The sequence below is a fragment of the Agromyces italicus DSM 16388 genome, from assembly GCF_000421545.1.
Lineage (GTDB): Bacteria > Actinomycetota > Actinomycetes > Actinomycetales > Microbacteriaceae > Agromyces > Agromyces italicus.
The window spans coordinates 210,346-236,813 of sequence record NZ_ATXF01000009.1; the positions used below are offsets into that span (position 1 = coordinate 210,346).

Consider the following 26,468-nt stretch of genomic DNA (forward strand, 5'->3'; position numbering starts at 1 on the left):
GACTAACCCGCCGCGTTCACGATGTCGAGGAGGTTCGGGTTGTTGGCGTACGCCTCTGCCGCGTTCGCCTTCGTCACGATCACCGGGGCGAGCAGGAACGCCGGAACGACCTTCACGCCGTTGTCGTACTGCTCGGTGTCGTTCACCTCGGCCTCTTCACCCTGCTGGAGCTGCTGGATCATCTTGATCGTCTGCTCCACGAGGAGGCTCGTGTCCTTGTTGATGGTCGAGTACTGCTCACCGGCCATGATCGACTTCACCGACTCGACCTCGGAGTCCTGACCGGTGACGGTCACCTTCGCGATGTCCTTGCCGGCCTGCTTGGCCGAGGTGATGATCGCGCGGGCGAGGTTGTCGTTCGGCGAGAGCACGCCGTCGACGTCCTTGTCGGCATAGTTCGCGGCGAGCAGCGAGTCCATGCGGCTCTGCGCGTTCTCGGCCTCCCAGCCCTGCGTCGCGGTCTGCGCGATGTCGGTCTGGCCCGAGACGACCACGAGGGTGCCGTCGTCGATCTTCGGCTGCAGCACCTCCATGGCGCCGTTGAAGAACACGGCCGAGTTCGCGTCGTCGGGCGAGCCCGAGAACAGCTCGATGTTCCACGGAGCCTCGTGGCCCGAGCGCTCGGCGAGGCCGTCGAGCAGCGCCTGGCCCTGGAGCTTGCCGACCTCGAAGTTGTCGAACGCGACGTAGTAGTCGACGTTCTCGGTGTTCTCGATCAGGCGGTCGTACGCGATGATCTTGACGCCGGCGTCGGCGGCCTGCTGGAGCTGCGTGCCGAGCTGCTTGCCGTCCTTCGCACCGATGACGATGACCTTCGCACCGTTGGTGACCATGGCCGAGATCTGGTTCTGCTGCTCGGCGACGGTGTTCGAGGCCGGCGCGTACTGCACGTCGCCCGTGAAGCCGGCCTCGCGCAGGCCGTCCTCGAAGAGCCCGCCCGCGAGCACCCAGTTCTCACTGGTCTTGTCGGGAAGGGCGATGCCGATCGTGGCGTCGGCCGCGAACCCGGCCGAGCCGGACTCGTCACCGGCCTGGCCGCCGCGGTCGGCCGAGCAGCCCGCGAGCGCGAGCGCCGCGACCGCTGCGACTGCTGCGGCCGTCAGAGTGAGCTTCTTCATTGATCATTCACTTTCTCGTTGGGATTGCTGACTTCTCTTGGAGGGGAAGGGTCGGGGTGGATGCCACGGCGTCGCCGCCGTGGCATCCGTTCGCACTCAGCGCGGCAGGTCGCTCGGCTGGGAGGACTCGTTGGACGCGACGGTCGGAGCGACGGCGGGGGCCTCGACGGGGGCCTCGGACTCGAGCTTCGCCTTGCGTCGGTTCGACCAGATGCCGAAGATCGACGGCCCGCCCTGGCGCTTCGACCACACGTCGACCGCGACGGCGAGGAGGAGCACGAGGCCCTTGATGATCTGCACCACGTCGGCTCCGGCGCCGATGAGCTGGAGGCCGTTGTTCAGGAACGCCATCACGAGACCACCGACGATCGAACCGATCACGGTGCCGATGCCGCCCGAGACCGCGGCGCCGCCGATGAACACGGCCGCGATCGCGTCGAGCTCCCAGCCGTTGCCGTCCTGCGGACCGGAGGCGGTGGAGCGGGCGACGAAGATCATGCCCGCGAGTGCGGCCAGCACCGACATGTTCATCATCACGAAGAAGTCGACCCGGCGGTCCTTCACGCCCGACAGCGTCGCCGCGAGACGGTTGCCGCCGACCGCATAGATGTGGCGGCCGAAGATCGTGTTGTTCGTGACGAACGAGTAGACGATCACGAGCACGACGAGGATGATGCCCGAGATGGGGAAGCTCGTGCCGGGGCGGCCGGTCGCGAACAGCCATGCGGCCCAGAGGAGCACGCCGGCGAGGACGACCACTTTGACGACGCTCACCCAGACCGGCGCCATCTCGGAGCCGAGCTTCTTCTGGGCGCGGCGCAGGCGGAACTCGTTCCAGACGATCCAGCCCGCGCCGAGCACGCCGAGCAGCATCGTGAGCACGTTGAACGCCAGCGGCAGCGCGAGTTCGGGCAGGTAGCCGGCGCCGATGACGCCGAACTCCTGCGGGACGGGGGTCGTGGTCGACTGGCCGATGAGCTGGTTGCCGCCGCGGAAGATGAGCATGCCCGCGAGCGTCACGATGAACGCCGGCACCCCGACGAACGCCACCCAGAAGCCCTGCCAGGCGCCGATCGCCGCGCCGACCGCGAGGCCGAGCACGATCGCGAGCGGCCAGGGCAGGTTCCACTCGGCCATCGACTTCGCCACGATGATGCCGGTGAACGCCGCCACCGACCCGACCGAGAGGTCGATGTGGCCCATGATGATGACCATCACCATGCCGATCGCGAGGATCAGGATGTACGAGTACTGGTTGACGACGTTGATCAGGTTCGTCGGCGAGAGCGTGAGCCCGTCCGTCCAGATCTGGAAGATCACGATGATGACGATCAGGCTGCCGAGGATGCCGAACTGGCGGAGGCTCGACTGCCCACCGCCGAAGACCTTGCGGATGTCGGCGAGGCCGCCCTTCTTCGGTGGGGTGCTCGCGGGGGTGCTCGCCGTGCTCATGCGTTCGCCTTCTTCTTCGCCGAGGTCATGCTGCGCATGAGCGCCTCGGGGTTCGCCTCTGATGCGGGGATGTCGTCGGTGATCTGGCCCTCGAAGACCGTGTAGATGCGGTCGGCGATGCCGAGCAGTTCGGGCAGCTCGCTCGAGATGAGGATGACGCCCTTGCCCTGCGCCGCGAGCGACTGGATGATCGTGTAGATCTCGTACTTCGCGCCGACGTCGATGCCGCGAGTCGGCTCGTCGAGGATGAGCAGGTCGGGGTCGGTGAACATCCACTTCGCCAGCACGACCTTCTGCTGGTTGCCGCCCGACAGCTTCGACACGCCCGCCTCGACGCTCGGCGTCTTGATGCGCAACTGCTTGCGGTAGTCCTCGGCGATGCCGAACTCCCGCGAGTCGTCGATGACCCCGCGCTTCGCGATCTTCGAGAGCTTGGCCGCGACGATCGAGCGCTTGATGGTGTCCAGGAGGTTGAGACCGAGCTGCTTGCGGTCCTCGCTGACGTAGGCGAGGCCGTGGTTGATCGCGGACTCGACGTCCTTCAAGACGATCTCCCTGCCGTCCTTCACGATCGTGCCCGAGACGTAGTTGCCGTACGAGCGGCCGAAGACGCTCATCGCGAGTTCGGTGCGCCCGGCCCCCATGAGCCCCGCGAGCCCGACGATCTCGCCGCGACGCACGGCGAAGCTCGATCCCTTGGCGACGAGTCGCTCCGGCACCTGCGGGTGCTGGATCGTCCAGTCCCTCACCTCGAAGAACACCTCGCCGATGTGCGGGGTGCGATCGGGGAAGCGGCTCTCGAGCGAGCGGCCGACCATGCCGCGGATGATGCGGTCCTCGTCGACCCCGCCGGCTTTCACGTCGAGCGTCTCGATCGTGTGGCCGTCACGGATGATCGTGATCTCGTCGGCGATCTCCTCGATCTCGTTGAGCTTGTGGGAGATGATGATCGAGGTGATCCCCTTGCCCTTGAGGCCGCGGATCAGGTCGAGCAGGTGCTCCGAGTCGTCTTCGTTGAGCGCGGCGGTCGGCTCGTCGAGGATGAGCAGCTTCACGTCCTTCGCGAGCGCCTTCGCGATCTCGACGAGCTGCTGCTTGCCGACGCCGAGGTGCTTGATCTGCGTGTCGGGGTCCTCGGCGAGACCGACCCTGGCGAGCAGGTCGATGGCACGGAGCTTCGCCGCGGCCCAGTCGATGCGGCCGCCGCGGGCGATCTCGTTGCCGAGGAAGATGTTCTCGGTGATCGAGAGCTCGGGGATGAGCGCGAGCTCCTGGTGGATGATCGCGATGCCCGCCTGCTCACTGGCCCGGATGTCGCGGAACTGCACCTCTTCGCCGCGGAAGATGATCTCGCCCGTGTAGGTGCCGTGCGGGTAGACGCCCGAGAGCACCTTCATGAGCGTCGACTTGCCGGCGCCGTTCTCGCCGCAGATCGCGTGGACCTCGGCCGGCATCACCGTGAGCGAGACCTCGGAGAGGGCTTTCACGCCCGGGAACTCCTTGGTGATGGATCGCATCTCGAGGATCGGCGGCGCGCTCATCGGCGGCCTCTCGGTGCTGCGGTCATCATCGACGGGTACATTCGCGACCTCGGTGTCAGTGGTTCGGGACTCGATGTGACGCGTGTGACCGTTCACATCGAGACCAATGGTGCATCCGCCGTGCGCCGCTGTCAAGCGCGGGTCGCAATACGGCGCGACGTCAGGCACGGGTGACGGGCTTGCTCACCGGCGCTTCGGCCGTCGAACCGCGCACGACGAGGCGGGGCACGATCTGCTCGACCTCGAGCAGCCGCTCGCCCTGGAGCTGGTTCAGGAGCAGCGCGACCGCACGCCTTCCGCTCTCGCGGTGGTCCTGGTACACGGTGGTGAGCGGCGGCCAGACATGCTGCGCGACGGGGATGTCGTCGAAGCCGACGACGCTGATGTCGCCCGGGACGTCGAGCCCGCCGTCGCGGAAGGCGTGCATGAGCCCGATCGCCATCTGGTCGTTGGCCGCGAACACCGCCGTGAAGTCGCGGTGGCGCAGCAGCTCGCGGCCGGCGAAGTAGCCGAAGTCGGCGCTCCAGTCGCCGAGGATCGGCGGGTGCAGGTCGAGCTCGGCGTCGCCGATCGCGTCGAGGAAGCCGCGCATGCGCGCCTCGGCCTCGATCCAGTCCTGCGGGCCGGCGAGGTGCACGATCTCGCGGTGGCCGAGGTTGATCAGGTGCTGCGTCGCGCGTCGCGCGCCGGTGACCTGGTCGACCGAGAGCGCGAGGTGGTCGCTGCGACCGGTCGACTGCAGGCTCACGAACGGCACCCCGACCGGCGAGGAGGCGAGCACCTCGAACACGCGCACCTGCGGGGCGATGACCACGAGACCCTCGATCGCCTGCAGCATGAGGTGCTCGAGCGCATCGGCGATGCCCTCGGGCGAGGAGTCGGCGATGTTCGCGGTGTTCACGTAGTAGCCGTGCTCGCGCGCCGCGTCCTCGATCGCGGCGATGCTGGTCGCGGGGCCGTACTCGGTGCTCGTCGCGGCGAGCACACCGATCGTGTGCGAGCGACTCGTGACGAGCGCGCGTGCGGCGCGGTTGGGCCGGTACTGCAGCGTCTCCATCGCGGCGATCACACGGTCACGGGTCTCGGGTCTGATGCTCGGATGGTCGTTCAGCACCCGGGAGACGGTCTGGTGAGAGACCTCCGCGAGGCGCGCGACATCACGGATGCTGGGCGCCCGCCCCTTGGGAGAATCAGGATTCACTGCCAGACCGATCGACGTCGATGTGCACGTTCACATCGAAGGTGATTCCATTATGCACGCCCGGCGCGATCGCACAACGTCGCCATGTGACAGTCACATCGCGGAGTCGATTCGATTCGACCCGCGGGTCCTGCTGAGCCGCCGCTCAGAAGGCGATTTCTGCGACCGAACCCCGTTCGAACGGGGTTCGGTCGCAGGAACCTGCTTCAGAGAGGGGCGGACGGGCTGCCCGGCCGGGCGGGCGGCGGCCGGGCGGGCGGCCGGCCGGCCGCTCAGTCCGCGGATGCCGCGGGCAGCGGCCGCACCCGCGGGGCGAGCACCACCGCCACGAGCGCGATGACGACCGTCACGGCGAAGTCGGCCGTGAACGCCGAGGCGACGACGGCGCTCGAGACGAGCGCGGTGACGGCGAGCGCCGTCGATGCGCCGAGCGATTCGCCGATCGAGAGGGCGGCGCTGTTGAAGCCCTGCGCCGAGACCGGCGAGAGACCGAGCACCGCGACCGAATGGCGAGGGTACATGAACCCCATCGCGCCGCCCGCCACGGTCCACGCCACGAAGGCGATCGCCGGGTGCAGCGCGAACGCCGCCACCGCGAACACGCCGACGAGCGAGATCGTGAGCAGCACCGAGCCGATCATCACGGCTCGTGCGTTCGAGACGCGATCGCCGAGGCGCCCCTGCAGCCACGACGCGACCGCCCAGCTCACCCCGGCGCCGGTGAGCACGGCGCCCGCGAGGCTCGCCGGGAACCCGTAGCGCTCCATGAAGAGATACGGCAGGTAGATCTCGCTGCCGAAGAACGCTCCCGCGACGATGAGCCGCAGCAGCACGGTGGCCGGCAGTCCGCGTGCGGCGCGCAGCGTGCCGCGCGGCAGCAGCGGGCGTGCCGAGATGACGATGAGGGCGATCGCCGCGGCGGCGACCACCCAGCGCCACGGGTCGACGAACTCCTTCGAGAGCGACAGCCCGAGTGCGGCGGCGGCGGTGAGCACCGCCCACCCCATGCGGCCGACGCTCCACGCGACCGCGGAGTCGCCCTGGATCTTCTCGCGGACCCGCAGGATCGGCGGCACGACCATCGCCGCCGCGGGGGCGACGAGGGCGATGACGCCGAGGAACACCCAGTGCCAGCTGAAGACCTCGGCGATGACGCCCGCGACGGCCGGCCCGATGATCGACGGGATCACCCATGCCGCAGCGAACCCCGCGAACACGCGAGCGCGCAGCGCCTCGGGGTAGACGCGGGCGACGATGACGTAGAGCGGCACGATCACCGCGGCACCCGAGAGTCCGTGCACGAAGCGGCCGACGATGAGCGCCGTCATGTCGGTGGCCGTGCCGGCGATGAGGAGGCCGACCACGAAGAGCACCGCGGCCGTGATCAGCGAGGGCAGCGGCCCCGAACGGTCGGTCCAGTTGCCGGCGATCACCATGCCGACGATGCCCGCGGCGAGCGGCACGGCGAACGCGAGCGCGAAGAGCGCGACCCCGTCGAGGTCGCTCGCGACGATCGGCATGACGGTCGTGACCGCCATCGCCTCGAACGCCGCGAGGAAGATGAGCGAGAACATGCCGATCGACAGCCATCGGTACGGCTTCGAGAGCGGGCCCTTCGAATCGGCGGCGCGGCCTGAAGCCGCGGCGTCGCCTGCCTCCTCGACTTCGTTCGGATGCACTGACTCGGCGGGCGGTGCGGCCTCGACGGGCTCGGCGGTCGGTTCACTCACACGATCGAGCCTACGACTTCGAGTGCCCGTGAAGTCCAGCCGGATGCCGCGGGCTCGCGCCGCTCAGAACTCCTCATGGGTGTCGGGGTCGGCCCCCCAGATGCGCCCCCGCGAGAGTGCCGAGATCGCCGCGACCTCCTCGGCGCTGAGCGAGAACCCGAATACGTCGAGGTTCTCGCGACGACGCTCGGGGTCGGACGACTTCGGGATCGGCACGGCCCCGAGTTCGACGTGCCAGCGCAGCACCAGCTGCGCCGGGCTCACCCCGTGCTTCGCCGCGAGTTCGGCGACGACCGGCTCGCGCAGCAGTTCGGTGCGTCGCGCGAGCGGGCTCCAACTCTCGGTGCGGATGTCGTGCTCGTCATGGAACGCACGCAGCTCGTCCTGTGGGAAGTAGGGGTGGAGTTCGACCTGATTGACGACCGGCGCGACGCCCGTCTCGTCGATGAGCCGCTCGAGCATCGCCGGCGTGAAGTTCGAGACGCCGAGCGCCCGCACGAGCCCCTTCTCACGCAGCGAGATCATCGCACGCCAGCTCTCGACGTACTTGTCGATGCGCGGCAGCGGCCAGTGGATGAGGTAGAGGTCGACCCACTCGAGGCCGAGGCGCCCCCGCGACTCCTCGAAGCTCGCGAGCGTCTCGTCGAAGCCGTGGTGGCGTCCGGGCAGCTTCGTCGTGATGACGAGGTCGCTGCGGTCGACGTCGGTGCGCTCGATGGCTTCGCCCACCGCCTCCTCATTGCCGTAGTTGTAGGCGGTGTCGATGAGGCGGTAGCCGTCGGCGATGCCCGAGGTGATCGCCTCGATGCCGAGCTGATCGTTCAACCCGTAGGTGCCGAGCCCGATCGCGGGAATCGTGTTGCCGTCGCGAAGGGAATAGGCGGGAACGCTCATCCCTCAATACTCACGCACGCACGGCCCTCACGCCACCGGGCGCCCCGAGGGAAGCTCGGCGAATGCGCGCACCGGGAAGGTGCCGAAGCCCTCGACGCGCGGAGGCACCGCCGTGAACCGTGCGCCGTGCACCGGAACCCGTTCGAGCGCGGTCAGGTGTTCGATCACATGCACCCCCGCCTCGAGCAGGATGGAGTGCGCAGGCCGCTCGCCGCCCGACTCGGTGTCGTCGATGTTGAGCGAGTCGATGCCGACGGCGACGACCCCGACCGCGACGAGGTGTCGCGCCCCCGCCTCGGTGAGGAACGGCGACCCCGTCGCGTACTCGGGCCGCCCGAAGTGCCGGCTCCACCCGGTGTGGAGCAGCACGGCGGTGCCGGCCAGTTCGCGATCGAAGAAGACCTCGGCGGGGATGCCCCGCCCCGTGGCATCCGTCAGCCTGAACACCTCGGCCGGGAGACCGACGAGCGTCTCGAGCGACAGGCTCGCGAGATCGCCGCCGCCGGCGTAGCGGTGGAACGGGCTGTCGAGGTACGTGCCGGTGTTGCCGATCATCGTGATGACGTCCATCGCGAACTCGGTGCCCGGCGCGTAGCGCTCGCGCGAGGCCTCGCGGGTCAGATGCGGTGTGATCGTCGGCGCGGGCAGGCCCGGGTAGGTGACGAGGCCCGCCGAGATCGGGTGGCTGAGGTCGACGAGCGCGGGGCGTTCGGTGCGAAGCGCCGCGGATGCCTCGCGCGCCGCCCCGCTCGCGGACTCGGCGGCCTCCGCGACCCCCCGCGAGCCGCGATGCGGCTCGGCGATGATCTCGAGGTTCGCGAGCCCGACCCGCCCGACGAGCGCGAGCCCGAGATGCCGCACGAGCAGCTCGCCGATCGCGGCCTCACCGAGCTCGGGCGACGGCAGGTCGAGGCGGAACCCCTCCGCGCGCAGCCCTCCCCCGTTGACGAAGTCGATCTCGGCGTCGAAACGGGCGCGGTATTCGGTCATGCGTGCTGCTCCTCGGTGATGCGGTCGGGCGTGGTGGTCGTGGCGTCCGGGGCTGTGACTTCTTCGGTGCCGGTGGCGGTCCGTCGCGCTCGCCACCTGCGCACGACCGTCACCGCGACCGCGGCGAGCGCGAGCGCCGCGGGCACCAGGAGGTTCGCCCAGGCGAGCACCAGCAGCCCGGCGGTCATGACGGTCGCGACGACCGCGAGCCACCAGCCGAACGACCAGCGGCGCAGCAGCAGGGTCGCGGCGAGCATGCCGGCGGCGTAGATCGCGACCATGTTGCTCGTATGGATCAGGATGAAGCCCGACAGGTCGAGGTCGTTCGCGAGCATCAGTCCGTAGTAGATGAGGATGATCACGCCCGTCACCGCGAGTGCGCGGCGCGGCACCTCGCCGTCGGCGGCGCCCTTCGCGAGGAAGCGCGGCAGGTCGCCGTCGCGGCCGAGCGCTGCGCCGAGCTTGCCGAACGCCGGCAGGTACGCGTTCATCACGCCGACCGTGACGATACCCGCGATGATGGCGACGAGCACCGGGCCGATGCCGGGCGCGGTGGTCTCGACGAGGGCGAGCAGCGGCACCTGCCCGTCGCCGGCCCGGTCGCCGAGCACGGCGACGGTGACGAACTGGAGCGCGAGGTAGCCGACGCCGACCACGGCCACCGCGATCGCCGTCGCGATCGGAATCGTACGGCGCGGGTTCGTGAACTCGCCCGCGATGTGGGTGCCGACCTCCCACCCGGCGAAGGCCCAGACGAAGAGGCTGATGGCGACGCCGACGCCCGCCCAGCCGTTCGGCAGGAAGGGCTGGAAGTTCGACGCGTCGGCCGCGGGGAAGGTCACGGCCACGACGCCGACGACGACGGTGACGAGCAGGCCCGAGAGCACGAACTGCACCCACCCGGCGACCCGCACCCCGAACCAGTTCGCGATGTAGGGCGGCACGAACACCGCGAACCCGATGAGCGGCACGGCCGAGCGGTCGATGCCGAGCACGGCGACGACGTACTCGCCGCCGAGCACCGCGAGCACCGGAGCGCCGATGCACACGCCGAAGTAGAACCAGTAGCCCGCCATGCGGGCCGCGGTGTCGCCGAGCGCCCTCCGCACGAAGCTCGCGACGCCGCCGGCGTCGGGGTAGCGCGCGGCGAGCGCGGCGAAGGTGCCGGCGAGCGGAATCGAGAGCACGAGCACGGCCGCCACGGCGACGATCGAGGCGGGACCTGCGGCCTCGGCGGCGAGCCCCGGCAGCACGAGGATGCCGGTGCCGAGCACGCTCGCGATGTAGAGCGCCGTGCCCTGTCCGAGGCCGAGGCTGCCGCGGTGCGGCTGACCCGACTCCGACGGCCGGGCGGTGGTGGGTTTCGAGGTCACCCGCTCATTCTGGAGCATCCCGCCGATACTCACCGCTGGCAGTCATGACATAGGTCATCGATATTCTGCCAACACCGATCAGTGCCCCCGGGCGAGCGCGGCCTCGCGCTCGATGAAGGCGGTGAGATCGCCGATCGAGCCCATGAGCGGCGCCGGGAAGAGCACGAGCGTGTTCTTGTCGACACCGACCTCGACGAGCGTCTGCAGGGTGCGCAACTGCAGGGCGAGCGGGTGCGCCATCATCGTGTCGCTCGCGACGCCGAGCTGTGCGGCGGCGAGCGCCTCGCCCTCGGCGGCGATGATCTTCGCCCGCTTCTCGCGTTCGGCCTCGGCCTGCTTGGCCATCGCCCGTTTCATCGAGTCGGGCAGCAGGATGTCCTTCAGCTCGACGAGCGTGACCTCGACGCCCCACTCGGCGGTCGTGACATCCAGGATCTCGCGGATGTTCGCGTTGAGCTTCGCCGTCTCGGCGAGGGTCTCATCGAGATGGTGCTGGCCGACGACCCGGCGCAGCGTGGTCTGCGCGATCTGGTCGATGGCCGACTTCACATCCTCGATCGCGATGACCGACTTCACGGGGTCGACGACCCGGTAGTAGGCGACGGCCGACACGCCGACCGTCACGTTGTCGCGCGTGATGATGCCCTGCGACGCGATCGGCAGGGTGACGATGCGCATCGACACCTTGATCATCACGTCGACGATCGGGATGATGAAGCGGATGCCCGGATCGCGCACGTTGTGCAACCTGCCGAACCGCAGCACCACGCCCCGCTCGTACTGCTTCACGATCTTGACCGACATGAAGAACAGGATGATCGCGAGGATGCCGACGACGATCAGGGTGACCCAGAGCCAGACCATGGGAACCATCTCCGAGGCGCCGGTGACGTGCCGTACGCCACTCCCATTGTCCCACCCTCCGGGTCGCCCTCACCCGCCGGCGTCGGTGGTGAATGGGAGGAGAACGACGCGTTGGGAGGAGCGTTTCCGGGCTCGGCTCCTCCCGATCCGCCGATCTCCTCCCGATCGAAGCGAGCGGATGCCGCCGCGCAGCGACGCACGGGCGGCGAGGGATGCCGCTACAGGCGGGCGAGGGCCTGGTCGATGTCGGCGAGCAGGTCGTCGACGTCCTCGATGCCCACCGAGAGGCGCACCACCGACTCGGGCACCTCGGCCTCGGTGCCCTTGACCGAGGCGTGCGTCATCTCCGAGGGGTGGTTGACGAGCGACTCGACCCCGCCGAGCGACTCGGCGAGCTGGAACAGCTCGGTCGACTCCGCGAAACGGCGCGCCGCCGCACCGCCGCCCGCGAGCGCGATCGAGAGCATGCCGCCGAAGCCCGACATCTGCCGGCCCGCGAGCTCATGCCCCGGGTGCGACTCGAGCCCCGGGTAGTAGACCCGCTCGACGCCGGCGTGCTCCTCGAGGCGTCGCGCGATCGCGAGCGCGTTCTGGCTGTGCCGCTGCATGCGCACCCCGAGGGTCTTGATGCCGCGCGAGGTGAGGAATGCGTCGAACGGACCCGACACCGCGCCCGCCGCGAACTGGGTGAACTTCACCCGCTCGTGCACCTCGTCGAGCCGCTCGCCCGCACCGAACACGAGCGCGCCGCCGACCACGTCGGAGTGCCCGCCCAGGTACTTCGTCGTCGAGTGCACGACGACGTCGGCGCCGAGCGCGAGCGGCTGCTGCAACGCGGGCGAAGCGAAGGTGTTGTCGACGACCACGATGAGTCCCGCCTCGCGTCCGAGCTCGGCGAGCGCCGTGACATCCGACACCTTCATGAGGGGGTTCGAGGGGGTCTCGACCCAGAGCACCTTCGTGGTGCCGGGCTCGATCGCGGCGCGCACGGCGTCGACGTCGCTCGTGTCGACGGTCGAGTGGCGCACGCCCCAGTCGCCGAAGATGCGACGGATGAGTCGGTGTGTGCCGCCGTACACGTCGTTGCCGATGAGCACGTGGTCGCCCGGTTTGACGACCGTGCGCAGCAGCGCGTCCTCCGCTGCGAGGCCCGAGGCGAACGAGAGGCCGTGCGCGCCGCCCTCGAGGGCCGCGAGCTGGGTCTCGAGCGCGGTGCGCGTCGGGTTGCCGCCGCGCGAGTACTCGTAGCCGCCGCGGAGCCCGCCGATGCCGTCCTGCACGTAGGTCGAGGTCTGGTAGATGGGCGGGATCACCGCGCCGGTCGTCGGGTCGAACGCCTGGCCGGCGTGGATCGCGCGAGTGTCGAACCCCGCATGCTTCTCAGGAACGGACATGGCTGCGGCTCGCTTTCGCTTGAGTGAATGAAGTCTGGGAGGTTGATTTCAGGGAAATAGGGCCGATCTCGCGACCTCGGCTCCTGAGAAACACCGGTTTGCTCCTGAGAAACATGCTGGCTCGGTCAGTGCGAGAGGTAGTCGAGGAGGTCGGTGCGGGTGATCACGCCGAGCGCCTTGCCGCCGTCCGTGACGAGCATCGCGGGCGCCGCGGCGAAGGCCTGACGCGCGGATGCCACGGGCTCCTGAACCCCGATGAGGGGAAGCGACTCGCCGACGACGGCGCTCACCTCGTCGGTGAGCTTCACCACCCCCGAGAACACCTGGTCGAGCAGCACCTCTTCATGCAGTGCGCCGAGCACCTCGCCGAGCACGACGGGCGGCTCGGCCGACAGCACGAGGAGCTGCGAGACGCCGGTCTCGGTCATGCGATCGATGGCCTCTTTCACGGTGTCGCTCGGGTGCACGTAGACGAGCGGGGCGGTGCGGTCGGCCTTCGCCTGGAGCAGCTCGGCGATCGTGTGCCCGGCCGGCGCGTTGCCGAAGCCGTAGGCGCGCATCCACTTGTCGTTGAAGATCTTGCCGAGGTACCCGCGTCCGCCGTCGGGCAGCAGCACGACGAGCACGTCGTCGGCGGTGACTCCGGGCGCCGCTGCGGCCTCGAGCGCCGCCACGACGGCCATGCCGCTCGAACCGCCCACGAGGATGCCCTCCTCGCGGGCGAGCCGCCGGGTCATCGCGAACGAGTCGGCGTCGCTCACCGCGATGATCTCGTGCGGCACGCTCGGGTCGTACGCCGTCGGCCAGAAGTCCTCGCCCACCCCCTCCACGAAGTAGGGACGACCCGTGCCGCCCGAGTACACCGAGCCCTCGGGGTCGGCGCCGATGATGCGCACCCGATCTTCGGACACCTCGCGCAGGTACCGCCCGGTACCGGTGATCGTGCCGCCCGTGCCGACGCCGGCCACGAAATGCGTCACGCGGCCCTCGGTGTCGCGCCAGATCTCGGGACCCGTGGTCTCGTAGTGCGAGCGCGGCCCGTTCGGGTTCGAGTACTGATCGGGCTTGAACGCCCCGGGGATCTCGCGGGCGAGCCGGTCGGAGACCCCGTAGTACGAGTCGGGGCTGTCGGGCGCGACCGCCGTCGGGGTCACCACGACCTCGGCGCCGTACGCGGTGAGCACATTGCGCTTGTCTTCGCCGACCTTGTCGGGGCACACGAACACGCAGCGGTAGCCGCGCTGCTGCGCGACGAGCGCGAGACCGACCCCGGTGTTGCCGCTCGTCGGCTCGACGATCGTGCCGCCCGGCAACAGGTGCCCGTCGCGCTCGGCTGCGTCGATGATGCGGCCCGCGATGCGGTCCTTCGAGGAGCCGCCCGGGTTCAGGTATTCGAGCTTGACCAGCACCGTGGCATCCGTGACGCCCTTCGTGACGTGTTGGAGCTTGACGAGGGGGGTGTCGCCGACGAGATCGACGATCGATTCTGCGTACTTCATGGTGTCCTTGCGTATCGGCCGCGGCTGCTCAGCCGGCGGAATGGCGGGCGGCGAACGATCGGGCGAGAGTGCGTGCGTGGGGTCGGAGACGTCGGCGTCAGCGACAACACAGCGAGAGGATCACGTGCTCAACTCTAGCCCGGCGGCGCGCAGCCTGTCACGATATCGATGGTGCGAGGGGGATGCCGCGTGCCGCAGGTCGGCCTGCGGTGCGGCATTCTCCCAGCCGCATGCGTTCGTATGGTTCCCAGTCCCCGACGTCGACGGTGTCTCCCGCGCCGCCGACGTCCTCGAATCGAGAGAGGCCCCGCGTGAGCGCGACCCCGCCCATCCCCCCGAAGGCGAAGCAACAGGCGAAGCAGCAGAGCGTCAAGGAGCAGCGCGCCGCCGAGCGCCAGCGCAAGCTCGAGGAGTTCCGCAAGAAGGAGGCGCGCGCCAAGCGCAATCGCAAGATCGTGCTGTGGTCGAGCGTCACCGGCGGCGTCGCCGTCATCGCGCTGCTCGTCACCGCGATCGTGCTCACCCCGCAGCCGGTGAGCTACGGCGCCGGCGGCGACGGCGCGGCGATCGAGGGCGTCGAGACCTTCGAGAACGATGCAGGCCACGTCGAAGGCGTCGTCGACTACGCGCAGACGCCCCCCGCGGGCGGCGAGCACAACCAGATCTGGCTGAACTGCGGCGTCTACGACGAGCCCGTGCCGAACGAGAACGCGGTGCACTCGCTCGAGCACGGTGCGATCTGGGTCACCTACGACGCCGACGCCGTCTCTGACGACGAGCTCGCGACGCTGAAGTCGAAGCTGCCCTCGAGCTACGTCGTGCTGTCGCCCTTCCAGGGCCTGCCCTCCCCCATCGTGCTGAGCGGCTGGAACACGCAACTCCAGGTCGACGCCGCCGACGACCCGCGCATCGCCGCCTTCTTCGAGGAGTACTGGCAGAGCCAGAAGGTGCCCGAGCCCGGCGCATCGTGCACCGGAGCGTACGACGCCCCCGGCAAGGTGTCGTGACCGGTACCGCGCCGGATGCGACGACCCGGCGCGGCCGCGGCGGTCGCGTCGCCGTCGCGGTCGTGGCATCCCTCGCCGTCGTCATCGTGGCGATCGCCGCGTTCTCGATCGGCCGCCTCTCGACCCTCGCCGAGCCGACGCCGACCACCACGAGCGCCGAGGCGGGCTTCTCGCGAGACATGCAGGTGCACCACCAGCAGGGCGTCGAGCTCGCGATGATCGTGCGCGACGCCACCGCCGACGAGGAGGTACGGCTGCTCGCCTACGACATCGCGACGACGCAGGCCCAGCAGGCCGGGCAGATGTACGGCTGGCTCGCGAGCTGGGGGCTTCCGCAGGCGGGCCGCGAACCGTCGATGACCTGGATGACGCGGCCCGCCGCCGACGGCACCGGCCATACCTCGCACGGGGGCGACGGGTCGGGTGCCGAGGGCGGCGAGGGTGCCGAGGGCACCGACCACGAGCCCGGCGCCCCGATGCCCGGGCTCGCAACGCCCGAGCAGGTGGCCGAACTCCGTACGCTCTCCGGAGTCGATGCCGAGGTGCGCTTCCTCGAGCTCATGATCGCCCACCATCAGGGTGCCGTCGACATGGCCGAGGCCGTGCTCGACCGCTCCTCGACCGGAGTCGTCGTCGCGCTCGCGCAGTCGATCGTCGACAGCCAGACGAGCGAGATCGAACTCATGGAGCGCATGCTCTCCGAGCGCGTCGCCGACGCGGTGGCCCGGTAGCGGGATCCGCTCGGTGATCGAGTGGCGAAGCCACTCGAAATCGTGGTGAGTGCTTCTCTGGCCGGCCGGTTGAGGCACCTCGCCGATCATCCTGCGGTGCGCTACGGTCGCCCGAGTGCGGCCTTCACGATCCCTGCCGCGGCGAGCGCGTCGGCCGCCGCGCGGCGCCGGTTCTCGATCGCCTGCCCGATGTCGCGGGCGACGGCCGGGTTCGCGTGCACGATCTCGTCGATCACCTCGAGCGGCATGACCAGCATCGTCGTCACCTCGCCGGCGACGGCACGGACGAACGACGGTTCGCGGGTCAGCACCGTCTGACCGACGAAGTCGCCGACGCCCGCCGTGCCCGAGTCGATCGCGCCGCGATCGGTCACGACCGAGAGCCGAAGACCGCCGTCGACCACGACGCGCAGCATGTCGGGCACGCGATCGGGTTGCTGCACCACCTCCCCGGTGCCGTACCGCTCGAGGCGGCACGACGGCGCGAAGCGCGCCCGGTCGTCGTCGCCGAGCCGGAACATCGGGGCGACCTGCTCGAGCGCCGCCGCGAGCCGGTCGGGTTCGGCGACCGGATCGGTCGCGTCGCCGTCGAGCGAGAGGCCGCGGCGCCGCGCGGCGTACCAGAGCCAGGCGAGCAGCAGTGAGACGGCGGAGTCCGCAGCCGCCGGGCCCGCCACCGGCACCTCGACCTCGTACTTCGCGGCCCCGAGGTAGCGCGCGGTCGGCGCGACCTGCGGCATCCGCATAGGCAGGCCGTTCGCGACGTCGACGAGCAGTTCGATCACCTCGTTCGGCGGGTCGTCGGTCGAGAAGGTCACGGTCGCGCCGGCGCGGTGGAGTTCGGTCGGCAGGCTGAGGTTGGTGAACGACGCGCCCGCGAGCGCCGAGTTCGGCACGACCTGCACGCCCTGGCCCGTGTCGATGTGCACCGCGCGCCAGTTCACCTCGACCACCCGGCCGCGCACGCTCCCCGTGTCGAGCCAGTCGCCGAGCTTGAACGGCTGCTCGAACAAGAGCAGCAGGCCCGAGATGATGCCGCCGACGGCGTTCTGGAGCGCGAGGCCGATCACGATCGAGGTGACGCCGAGCGCCGCGATGAGCCCGCCGACGTCGGCATCCCAGACCCACGAGAAGAGGATGGCGAGGCCGACGACGATGAGCACGAGCCTGCCCAGGTCGACGAAGATCGACGGAATCCGCTCGCGCCAGCTACCCGGCTTCGCGTTCGCGAACAGGGCGACGTTGAGGGCGCTGAGCACGAGCAGGATGACGAGGAAGCCCAGCACGGTCGCGACGACCCGCGCCCAGACGAACTCGGCCGGTGACCGGTTCGCGAACACGAGTAGGCCGAGCAGTGCCGCGACCGGGATGACCCAGTTGCGCAGGAGTCGCACCGGCTTCGCGGCCGCGCTGCCGCGCCTCGTGAGCCAGCCGAGCAGTTCGGTGAGGACGACGAGGATCACGGGCACGCCGACGGCGATCGCGATCGCCCATCCGATCCACCCCGTGCCGAACAGCTCCTCCACGGTCAGTCCACCCGCCAGACGGTCTCGCTGCCGGTCGCGGTGTCGATCGTGCCGGCCGAGACGATTCGGGCGCCCTCCTGCAGGCGGTCTTTGACCGCCTGGCTGACGTAGATTCCGGGGCTCCCGGTCACGCCCCGCACGCGATACGCGAGATTCACCGCATCGCCCCACAGGTCGTAGGCGAGGCTCGTCCGCCCGACGAGCCCGCTCGTCACCGTGCCCGTCGAGACGCCGGCGCGCAGTTCGATGGATGCCTCGTGCTGGGCGTTGAACCGCGAGATCACGCTGCGCAGCTCGACGGCGAAGTCGACCGCCCGACGGACGTTGTCGACGCGGGGAACGATGAGCCCCGAGCTCGCCAGGTACCCGTTGCGGAGTGTCCGCACCTTCTCGACGCCGATTCGGTCGGCCGCCTCATCGAAGCCGCGCATCAGGGCGTTGAGCGCCGCGAGCTCCTCGTCGCCGTCGAGCGTCGTCGCGTAGTCGTCCCAGCCGACGAGCTCGGCGAAGATCACCGAGACGTCCTGATGCACTTCGGCGATGGTCTCCTCGCCGTCGCGGTAGCGCTTCGCGACCGTCTCGGGCATGAGGGTGTGCAAGAGTCGCTCGTTCTCGACGCGCTGCTCGTCGAGGAGTTCCTGCTTGACGCGCAGGCTCGAGCTCATGTCGTTGAACGCGTTGCCGAGGTCGCCGAACTCGTCGCGCGAGCCGGCCGGAACCTGGACGGAGAGGTCGCCGCCCGCGACCCGGCGCACCGCGTCGGCGAGCCGACGGATCGGCCGGGTGAACACCTGCGCGAGCAGCATCGAGAGCAGGCTCACGGCGAGCAGGATCGCGAGCGTGGAGATCACGAGGTTGCGTGTGAAGTCGGCGACCGGCGCGAAGGCCTCGGCGGTATCGATCCTGGCGACGGCAACCCAGTTGAGACCGGCGATGTCGACCGGAGTGTACGCGGTGATGTTCTCGCCGCCGAGATACCCCCTCGAGATCGACGTGCCCGACTTTCCCTGCTGGGCCAACCGCACCGACTCGGTGTTGACGGGTTGGAGCAGCACCGTGCCACCGACCTCGACCTCACGCGCGGCGAGCTCGGAGGGGGTGCCGTTCGACACCGCGGCCCGCTCGAACGCCTCCGGGTATTCGATGAGCAGGCGTGAATTGCTGCGCATCAGGTCGTCGCTGCCGACGATGTAGACCTCGCCGGTGTCGCCGAGCCCCTGTTCCTTCCAGCGTTCGTCGCCGGTGAGCACGTCGTTGATCAGGTCGATCGGAATCTGCACGGCCATCGCACCCGTGACCCGTTCCGAGTTGCCGACGGGCGAGACCACCCAGATGGCGGGAACGCCCAGCGACGGGAGATACCGCTCGTAATCGGTCGTGGCGAGCGCACTGACCGAGTTGGTGGCCATCACCTCGCGGTATGCCTCCGCGAGCTGCGAGTCTTTGAGCGGACCGGTCATGACGTTCATGCCGAGGTCGGTGCCGGAGTACGCGGCGTACACGACGTTGCCCTCGGTATCGAGCATGAGCACGTCCTCGTAGCCCGAGGCGTCGATGATGCGCTGGAAGTAGTCGTGGTAGCGCTCGCGCGCTGCCGACCACGGGCTGCCGTCGCCGGCGTTGCCCGCGGCGAAGGCGGTTTCGAAGTCGAGCTCACCGCCCGAGAACCGGTACACCTTCGAGGTGTAGGCGTACTGGAGGTACTGCCCTGCTGCGGACTCGGGAATGAAGGCGCCCGCCGCATACGTGCCGCCGGCACGCGCGGTCAGGGCGGGGTTGAACTCGTCGGCGTAGTAGGCCTCGAGTTCGGCCTGCTGCTCGTCGGTGAGCGTCCGCGACTGGGCCTCCTCGAATGCGGTGTTCAGTGCGACCGAGGCATTCTGTGCGCTGAGGTTGCGTGAGTCGAGCGTCACTCCGGTCTGAACCCCTCCGAAGACGCGTTCGAGCTCGCCCGTACGCAGCTCGCGAATCGTCGTCAGCTGATCGATCGCCGCCGCCTTGAGCGATTCGCGACCGCTCACGAAGCCGATGACCCCGACGATGATCGAGGAGACGAGGCTGACGCCCAGCAGCATGATCAGCAGCTTCGACTGGATGCTCAGACCGACCCGGCGCCGGCGCGCGGGTATCGCTCGGGGCGCCGCCGAGGCGGTTCGCGAACTCGGGATCGGGCCCCCGGTGTCCCCCGTTCCGTTCGTCGGCACGTCGGTCTCGGTCGTCGACAAGCTCGCCCCCTCGGCCCCCCGGCACATAACGCTCCACACTCTATTGGGGTGTCCCCCACAGAGCGCAAGGACGAATCCGATCCGGATCAGGGATCGAGCAGGCCAGCGCCCTCCACGGGCCGCTCCTCCTGCTGGCGATAGAGCGAGGCGTACACACCCCCGGCGTCGATCAGTTCGGCGTGCGTGCCGCGCTCGACGATGCGACCCGCGACGACCACGAAGATGACGTCGGCCGCGACCACGGTCGAGAGCCGGTGCGCGATCGCGATCGTCGTGCGCCCCCGCGCGGCGTCGTCGAGGGCCTGCTGCACAACCCGCTCCGAGATGGTGTCGAGCGCGCTCGTCGCCTCGTCGAGCACGAGCACCGCGGGATCCTTCAGCAGCACGCGGGCGATCGCGATGCGCTGCTTCTCGCCGCCCGAGAGGCGGTAGCCGCGCTCGCCCACGACGGTGTCGTAGCCGTCGGGGAACGAAGCGATCGTCTCGTGGATGTTCGCCGCGCGAGCGGCGGCCTCCAGTTCGCCGTCCGAGGCATCCGGTCGTGCATATCTGAGGTTCTCGGCGATCGTGGCGTGGAACAGGTAGGTCTCCTGGCTGACGATTCCGATGTGAGACATCAGCGACTCCTGCCGGAGCTCGCGCACGTCGACGCCCGCAAAGCGCACCGCGCCCGAGGATGCCTCGTAGAGGCGCGGCACGAGGTAGGAGACCGTGGTCTTGCCGGCGCCGCTCGGACCGACGAAAGCGACGAACTGGCCGGGCTCGATCGTGAAGCTCACGCCGTCGAGCGTCGGACGGGACTCGCCGTCGGCATCGGGGTAGCGGAACGACACCGCGTCGAACTCGACCCGGCCGAGCGCTCCCCCGGGTCGAGGAGCGCCCGACGCAGGAGGACGCGTCTCGAAACCAGAACCCGTCGGCACGTCGACGGCCTTCGGCGCATCCGTGATGGCCGGCTTCAGGTCGAGGTACTCGAAGATGCGGGCGAACAGGGCGCTCGAGGTCTGCAGGTCGAGCGCGACCCGCATGAGCCCCATGAGCGGGAACAGCAGGCGGGCCTGCACCGTCGTGAACGCGACGATCGTTCCGGCCGTGAGACCGGCGGTTCCGCCCGCGATGAGCCAGCCTGCGACCAGGTACACGATCGCCGGGATCGACGACATGAAGATGTTCACCATCGCGAAGAACCACTGACCGGTCATCTGCTGCTTGACCTGGAGCCGGATCTGATTGCGGTTCTCGTCCGCGTAGCGGTCGATCTCGCTCTGCTGCCGGGTGAAGCTCTTCGACAGCAGGATGCCCGACACGCTCAGCGTCTCCTGCGTGATCGCCGTCATCTCGGAAAGCGACTCCTGCGTCTTGCCCGCGATGCGCGCCCGCACCTGCCCGACGCGCCGCTGCGCGATGACCATGAACGGCATCAGCACGAGTGCGATGATCGTGAGCTGCCAGTTCAGCAGCAGCATCGCGATGAACGCCGAGATCACCGTCACCGTGTTGCCGAGCACGCTCGACACGGTGTTCGTGAGCACGCTCGCGACGCCGCCGACGTCGTTCTGCAGGCGCGACTGGATGACGCCGGTCTTCGTGCGGGTGAAGAAGCTGAGCTCCATCGCCTGCAGGTGCGTGAAGAGCCGCACCCGCAGCGCACCCATGACGCTGTTGCCGATCGTGGCGGTGAGCCAGGTCTGCCAGACCCCGAGCAGCGCCGAGACGACGAACACCGCGATCATCGCGATGACGAGCCACATGAGCACCGGCAGGTTCGGCCCCGACACCTCCCCGCTCGCGTCGATCGGGAACAGCCCGTCATCGAACGCCCGCTGGGTGAGCAGCGGCGGGATGATGGCGAGTGCCGCGCCGACGAGCACGAGCACGACCGTCGTGATGAGCGCCGCCTTGTGCGGGGCGAACAGTTCGGAGATACGGCGCAGGAGGTGCGGGATCTTCGGCGCCTCGGCGTTCGCCGCCCGCTGCGCCTCCTCGTCGCCGGAGCCGATGCGGGTGCGCCCCTTGCCGACACGGCCGACTTGCGCGCCCCCGCCTCCCCCGCCACCGCCGTGCATGCTCATGGCTTCACCCTACGGCCGCCGCCCCCGCGACCGCCGCGGTTCGCCTCGGGCGCAGCGGTCGTGCCCCTGGCAGGCAGCGCGGATGCCGCGTGGCCGGCCACGCGGCATCCGGCTCCCCCGCCCGTTCGAGTCAGCCCTTGGTCGATCCCGCGAGGAGGCCGCGCACGAAGTAGCGCTGCAGGCTGAAGAAGACGATGAGCGGCACGACGAGCGAGACGAAGGCCGCCGCCGTCAGCCGCTGCCAGCTCTGACCACGCGAGCCGGCGAGCTCGGCGAGCCGCTGCGTGAGCGGCGCGACGTCGGCCGTGCCGCCCGAGAAGACGAGGGCGACGAGCAGGTCGTTCCAGACCCAGAGGAACTGGAAGATCGCGAACGAGGCGAGGATCGGCACCGAGAGCGGAACGACGACGCGGAGGAAGATCTGGCCGTGGTTCGCGCCATCGACGCGAGCCGCCTCCATCAGCTCGCGGGGGATCTCGGAGATGAAGTTGTGCAGCAGGAAGATCGCCAGCGGGAGCCCGAAGATCGTGTGTGCGATCCACACCTGCACGTACGTCTCGTCGGGGATGATCGGGATCACCTCGTGCAGCCACTCCTGCGTGGGCTTCAGCGTCGTGGTGAAGATCTGCAACAGCGGAATGAGCGCCATCTGGAGCGGCACGATCTGCAGGGCGAAGATGATCACGAACACCCAGTCGGAGAACGGGAACTTGATCCAGGCGAGCGCGTACGCCGCCATCGCCGCCAGCACGGTCGCGAAGACGACCACCGGAATCGTGATCGCGAGCGAGTTCACGAAGTACGAGCCGAGCTGCGGCGCAGTCGCAGACGCCGACAGCAGCACCTCGCTGTAATTGTCGAGCGTCCAGCCCCAGTTCTCGAAGACCGTCCACCATCCGGTCGTGTTGATGAGATCCGCCGGGCGGAAGGACGAGATGAGGAGGCCGAAGGTCGGCAGCGTCCAGACCACCGCGATCAGCAGTGCGAACACCGTCGCCGTGCGGGAGGTGAGGCGGCGCTTCACCCGGGCGGCCTTCGACCCGTCGAGGTTGTAGCGGTCGCGCGCCGCGGCATCGAGCTGCTTCGATACGTCCCGGTCGGTACGGTCGGCGGAGCCGGTGGAGCCGGTGGTGGAGCTCATCGGATCTCCCTCTGCTTGCGGAGCACTCGGATGTTGTAGACGACGACGGGGACGACGAGGAGGAACAGCACGAGCGCGAGAGCCGCGCCACGCCCCGGTTCGGCCGCGCGGAACGCCTGGGTGTACATCTCGTTCGCGATGACGCTCGTGTTGAAGTTGCCGCCGGTCATGACGCGCACGATGTCGAACACCTTGAGGGTCGCGATCGTGATCGTCGTGACGACGACGACGAGCCCCCCGCGGATGCCCGGAAGGGTCACGTTTCGGAAGCGCTGCCAGTTCGTCGCGCCATCGAGCTCGGCGGCTTCGAGTTGCTCGGTGGGAACACCCTTGATCGACGCGGAGAGCACGACGACGGCGAAACCGGTCTGTACCCAGATCATCACGACGACGAGCAGCAGGGTGTTGACGAAGGGCTCCTGGAGCCACAGCACCGGTTCGCCGCCGAACCAGATGACGATCTGGTTCAGCAGGCCGATCTGTGGCCGCTCGGCTGGGCGGTACTCGTAGACGAACTTCCAGATGATCCCGGCGCCGACGAACGAGATCGCCACGGGCATGAAGACGAGCGACTTGTAGACGCGCTCGCCCCGAGACTTGTCGATGAAGACGGCGTAGGCGAGGCCGATGCCTGTCGCGACCGTCGGTACGAGCACCACCCAGAGCACCGTGTTGCCGAGGGTGATGAGCGCCTCGGGCTGAGTGAACATCCAGACGTAGTTGTCGATGCCGATGAACTCGCCGGCCCGGTTCGTGAAGGAGGTGAAGGCGGTGCGCACGGCCGGGTAGAGCAGGCCGACCGCGAGCAGCACGCAGGCCGGCCCGAGGAACAGCGCGAGCTGGAACCAGTCGCGACCGCGCTTCGGGGCCCGATCGATCAGGAAGAGGATGAGCCCGATGACGGCGGCGAAGACCGCGAGTCCGAGCACGATCTGGAAGATCTTGCCGAGCAGATCGTTCGTGGTCATGGAGGGGCCCTCCGATCGCAGGCGGGGTGGAAGAAGCCGCACTCACGCTCAGAGCGCTGCGGCGAGGAGCCGGAGCACCCGGGGCTGCGCACCGCGCAACCCCGGGGCTCGACTCACTGCGGCCAGCTCGATTCGATGAAGTCGAGCGTGTCGGCGGTGCTCTTGCCGCCGATCCAGTCGACCATGCCCGTCCAGAACGTCCCGGAGCCCACCGCGGCGGGCATCACGTCGGAGCCGTCGAAGCGGAAGGTGGTGTTCGGGTCCTGGAGCAGTTCGACCGACGCCTTCAGCAGCTCGCTGCCCGCGTTCTCGGGGTCGAGCCCGGTGTTCGCGCTGATCACGCCGCCGAGACTCACCCGCGAGTTCGCCCAGTCGGGGCTCGACAGGTACGTCTGCACCGCGACGACCTCCTCGGCGTCGGAGAACGCCGCGACGATCTCGCCGCCACCGGTGACCGCGTTGGCACCGGCTTCGGTGCCCGGCAGCATGAACGCCCACACGTCGCCGTCTTCGGCGACCGTGGTGCCCTCGGGCCAGAAGCCCTCGTAGAACGAGGCCTGGTGGTGCATCGCGCACGCGCCGTCGATGATCGGCAGGCCCGCATCGCCGAAGTCGGTCGTCGCGATCGAACGCATGTCGCCGAGGCCGCCGTTCACGTTGGCGTCGTCGCGGATGAACCCGCCGACCGAGTCGAACGCCTCGGCGATCGCCGGGTCGTTGAACGGAATCTCGTGAGCGACCCACTGGTCGTAGACCTCGGTGCCCTGCTGGCGGAGCACGAAGTCCTCCACCCAGTCGGTGCCGGGCCAGCCGGTCGCGACGCCCGAGGCGAAGCCGACGCACCAGGGCTTGTCGACGGCGCCCGAGTCGCGCACCTCGGCGGTGAGCGCCTCGAGGTCGTCGAGCGTCTCGGGTACGGCCCAGCCGTTCTCCTCGAACATGGCGGGCGAGTACCAGACCCACCCCTTGATGTTCGCCATCAGCGGCGACCCGTAGAGCGTGCCGTCGACCGTGCCGTAGGCGGCCCAGTCTTCGGACCAATACTCGGCCACGTTGTCGGCCACCGCCTGCGGCGCCGGCAGCAGGTCGCCCTGCTCGGCGAGCCGGGCGATGAGGCCGGGCTGCGGGGTGATGCCGAGGTCTGGCGGATTGCCGCCCTCGATGCGCACGTTCAGCTGCTCTTCGTACTGGTCGGAGCCCTCGTACACGACGTCGATGCCGGTGCAGCTCTCGAAGTCGGCCCAGGACTCGTTCAACAGTTCGGCCTCGGCGTCGAGGATCGTGCCGTAGACGTCGACCTCGGTGCCGTCGTCGAAGGTGCCGTAGCTCTCGTAGGGCCCGCAGTCCACGTCGGAGGCTTCGTCGCTCGCGATGTCGCCCGTGCAGGCCGTGAGCGTGAGGCCGAGCGCTGCGGCCACCACGACGGGGGCCATCAGACGGCGATGCCGTGTGAATCTCATGTCATCTCCTCGTTGAGTGTGGTGCAGGGCGGAACCGGGAACCGATTCCAGATTCCACGGTAGGCCAGTGGCGCGCGCGACCACAAGGGAGCCGGGGTCACGAAACAGTCACCGATGGAACAGCCGGGTTCACCGAGCGAGAGCGCTCCCACGCCGGGCGCGGAGAACCGTCAGGAACCGGTTCCATCCGGAGGCCGCCTGACGGTAGGCTCGGCTCCGGAACTGCCCGACGGAGGGGGTTGCTAATGGCGGCCATCGTCGATGTCGCACGCTTGGCCGGGGTCTCGAAGGCCACCGCGTCACGAGCCCTCTCCGGCGGCGGCCACGTCGCCGACGAGACCCGCAGACGAGTGGAGGCCGCGGCATCCGCGATCGGGTATATCGCCTCCCCGGCCGCCGCGAGCCTCGTCACAGGCCGCACCATGAACGTCGGCGTCGTCATCCCCATCGTCAACCGGTGGTTCTTCGGCGAGGTGCTCGAGGGCATCGAGCGCGCGCTGCTCTCGGCCGGGTACGACCTCACGCTCTACAACGTCCGCGACGACGGCCCCGAGCGCGACCGCGTGTTCGAGTTCTTCCTCGCGCGCAAGCGCGTCGACGCGGTCATCGCGGTCGGCGTCGACCTGGCCGAGCACGAGGCGACCCGACTCGCGCGCAGCGAGAAGCCGCTCGTCTGCCTCGGCGGGCGCGGCGCCGTCGACGCCCGGCTCGCGATCGACGACCGCGCCGTCGGCACGCTCGCGACCGAGCACCTCCTCCGCCTCGGCCACACCCGCATCGCGCACCTGGCGGGCCCCGGCGCCGCCGCGAAGCCGGGCAGCGTGCAGGGCGAACGGCTGCGCGGCTACCTCGACGCGCTCGGGGCCGCAGGGCTCGCCCCCGGCGAGGGTCACGTCGTCGAGACCGACACGACGATGCCGGCCGGATTCACCGGGGCGCTCCAGCTGCTCGGCCACCCCGGCCCCCGCCCGACCGCGCTGTTCGCCGCGTCCGACGAGATGGCGTTCGGCGCGATGATCGCGGCTGAGCGTCTCGGCATCGCAGTGCCGGGGCAGCTCTCGGTCATCGGCGTCGACGGTCACGAGTACGCCGAGATGTTCGGCCTCACCACGATCGAGCAGGCCCCGGGCGAGCAGGGCCGTCTCGCGGTCGAGGCCGTGCTGCGCCTGCTGGGCGACGGCGAGGTCGCCGACCCCCTCCCCGGCTCGGGGGCTCCGCTGCCGACGCGCCTCGTCGTGCGATCGAGCACGACCGCCCCGCCGCGCGGCTGAGCCGGCGCAGC

General features: G+C 69.4%; 20 protein-coding genes. 3 read left to right on the plus strand and 17 right to left on the minus strand.

Annotated features, from left to right (window positions below):
- Window positions 1–2: 2 nt before the first annotated feature.
- The 11 genes from H516_RS0114695 to H516_RS0114745 all read right to left on the minus strand — a co-directional run bounded on the left by H516_RS0114695 (window position 3) and on the right by H516_RS0114745 (window position 14,056).
- Complete coding sequence (locus H516_RS0114695) at window positions 3–1,118, minus strand: substrate-binding domain-containing protein (RefSeq protein ID WP_022890470.1); 1,116 nt, start codon at window positions 1,116–1,118, stop codon at window positions 3–5.
- A gap of 96 nt (window positions 1,119–1,214) precedes the next feature.
- Window positions 1,215–2,570, minus strand: a complete 1,356-nt coding sequence (mmsB, locus tag H516_RS0114700) for a multiple monosaccharide ABC transporter permease (RefSeq protein ID WP_022890471.1) — start codon at window positions 2,568–2,570, stop codon at window positions 1,215–1,217.
- Window positions 2,567–4,111, minus strand: a complete 1,545-nt coding sequence (gene mmsA / locus H516_RS0114705; protein WP_026378837.1) for a multiple monosaccharide ABC transporter ATP-binding protein — start codon at window positions 4,109–4,111, stop codon at window positions 2,567–2,569. Before mmsA ends, mmsB begins: the two co-directional genes overlap by 4 nt.
- Window positions 4,112–4,271: 160 nt before the next feature.
- A complete protein-coding gene (locus tag H516_RS0114710) occupies window positions 4,272–5,312 on the minus strand; it encodes a LacI family DNA-binding transcriptional regulator (protein WP_022890473.1) in 1,041 nt (346 codons plus the stop codon).
- A gap of 272 nt (window positions 5,313–5,584) precedes the next feature.
- Window positions 5,585–7,042, minus strand: coding sequence for an MFS transporter (locus H516_RS0114715; protein ID WP_022890474.1), 1,458 nt, complete (start codon window positions 7,040–7,042; stop codon window positions 5,585–5,587).
- Window positions 7,043–7,105: 63 nt separating this feature from the next.
- Window positions 7,106–7,936, minus strand: coding sequence for an aldo/keto reductase (locus tag H516_RS0114720; RefSeq protein ID WP_022890475.1), 831 nt, complete (start codon window positions 7,934–7,936; stop codon window positions 7,106–7,108).
- A 27-nt stretch (window positions 7,937–7,963) separates the two neighbouring features.
- Complete coding sequence (locus H516_RS20400) at window positions 7,964–8,926, minus strand: cyclase family protein (RefSeq protein WP_022890476.1); 963 nt, start codon at window positions 8,924–8,926, stop codon at window positions 7,964–7,966.
- Window positions 8,923–10,299, minus strand: a complete 1,377-nt coding sequence (locus H516_RS20405) for an APC family permease (RefSeq protein WP_245561841.1) — start codon at window positions 10,297–10,299, stop codon at window positions 8,923–8,925. The genes H516_RS20400 and H516_RS20405 overlap by 4 nt, the downstream gene beginning before the upstream one ends.
- Before the next feature lie 78 nt (window positions 10,300–10,377).
- Window positions 10,378–11,163 (minus strand): slipin family protein, encoded by a 786-nt coding sequence (locus tag H516_RS0114735; protein WP_022890478.1) that lies wholly within the window; start codon window positions 11,161–11,163, stop codon window positions 10,378–10,380.
- A 218-nt stretch (window positions 11,164–11,381) separates the two neighbouring features.
- The gene (locus H516_RS0114740) at window positions 11,382–12,557 is read right to left on the minus strand and encodes a cystathionine gamma-synthase (protein ID WP_022890479.1); all 1,176 of its coding nucleotides are present in this window, start codon (window positions 12,555–12,557) and stop codon (window positions 11,382–11,384) included.
- A 125-nt stretch (window positions 12,558–12,682) separates the two neighbouring features.
- Window positions 12,683–14,056: a cystathionine beta-synthase gene (locus tag H516_RS0114745; protein ID WP_022890480.1), complete on the minus strand. Its 1,374-nt coding sequence runs from the start codon at window positions 14,054–14,056 to the stop codon at window positions 12,683–12,685.
- A 311-nt stretch (window positions 14,057–14,367) separates the two neighbouring features.
- Between H516_RS0114745 and H516_RS0114750 the strand changes: the two genes are divergently transcribed.
- Together H516_RS0114750 and H516_RS20410 are read left to right on the plus strand one after the other, a co-directional pair.
- Window positions 14,368–15,063, plus strand: a complete 696-nt coding sequence (locus tag H516_RS0114750) for a thioredoxin-like domain-containing protein (RefSeq protein ID WP_022890481.1) — start codon at window positions 14,368–14,370, stop codon at window positions 15,061–15,063.
- Entirely contained in the window at window positions 15,060–15,794 is a 735-nt protein-coding gene (locus H516_RS20410) for a DUF305 domain-containing protein (protein WP_022890482.1), read from the plus strand. The genes H516_RS0114750 and H516_RS20410 overlap by 4 nt, the downstream gene beginning before the upstream one ends.
- A gap of 101 nt (window positions 15,795–15,895) precedes the next feature.
- Here H516_RS20410 and H516_RS0114760 read toward each other — a convergent pair whose 3' ends face one another.
- The 6 genes from H516_RS0114760 to H516_RS0114785 form a co-directional block, all read right to left on the minus strand.
- Window positions 15,896–17,320, minus strand: a complete 1,425-nt coding sequence (locus H516_RS0114760) for a mechanosensitive ion channel domain-containing protein (RefSeq protein ID WP_022890483.1) — start codon at window positions 17,318–17,320, stop codon at window positions 15,896–15,898.
- A 2-nt stretch (window positions 17,321–17,322) separates the two neighbouring features.
- Window positions 17,323–19,545, minus strand: a complete 2,223-nt coding sequence (locus tag H516_RS0114765; RefSeq protein ID WP_022890484.1) for an adenylate/guanylate cyclase domain-containing protein — start codon at window positions 19,543–19,545, stop codon at window positions 17,323–17,325.
- An 86-nt stretch (window positions 19,546–19,631) separates the two neighbouring features.
- Window positions 19,632–21,611: an ABC transporter ATP-binding protein gene (locus H516_RS20415; RefSeq protein WP_051138852.1), complete on the minus strand. Its 1,980-nt coding sequence runs from the start codon at window positions 21,609–21,611 to the stop codon at window positions 19,632–19,634.
- A gap of 136 nt (window positions 21,612–21,747) precedes the next feature.
- Window positions 21,748–22,758, minus strand: a complete 1,011-nt coding sequence (locus H516_RS20420; RefSeq protein WP_022890486.1) for a carbohydrate ABC transporter permease — start codon at window positions 22,756–22,758, stop codon at window positions 21,748–21,750.
- A complete protein-coding gene (locus tag H516_RS0114780; protein WP_022890487.1) occupies window positions 22,755–23,726 on the minus strand; it encodes a carbohydrate ABC transporter permease in 972 nt (323 codons plus the stop codon). Before H516_RS0114780 ends, H516_RS20420 begins: the two co-directional genes overlap by 4 nt.
- 113 nt (window positions 23,727–23,839) lie before the next feature.
- Window positions 23,840–25,186: an ABC transporter substrate-binding protein gene (locus H516_RS0114785; RefSeq protein WP_051138846.1), complete on the minus strand. Its 1,347-nt coding sequence runs from the start codon at window positions 25,184–25,186 to the stop codon at window positions 23,840–23,842.
- Between the two features lie 245 nt (window positions 25,187–25,431).
- On the opposite strand from H516_RS0114785, the gene H516_RS0114790 reads away from it, so the two are divergent.
- On the plus strand, window positions 25,432–26,457 hold the full coding sequence (locus H516_RS0114790) for a LacI family DNA-binding transcriptional regulator (protein ID WP_022890489.1): 1,026 nt from the start codon (window positions 25,432–25,434) through the stop codon (window positions 26,455–26,457).
- Window positions 26,458–26,468: the final 11 nt, after the last annotated feature.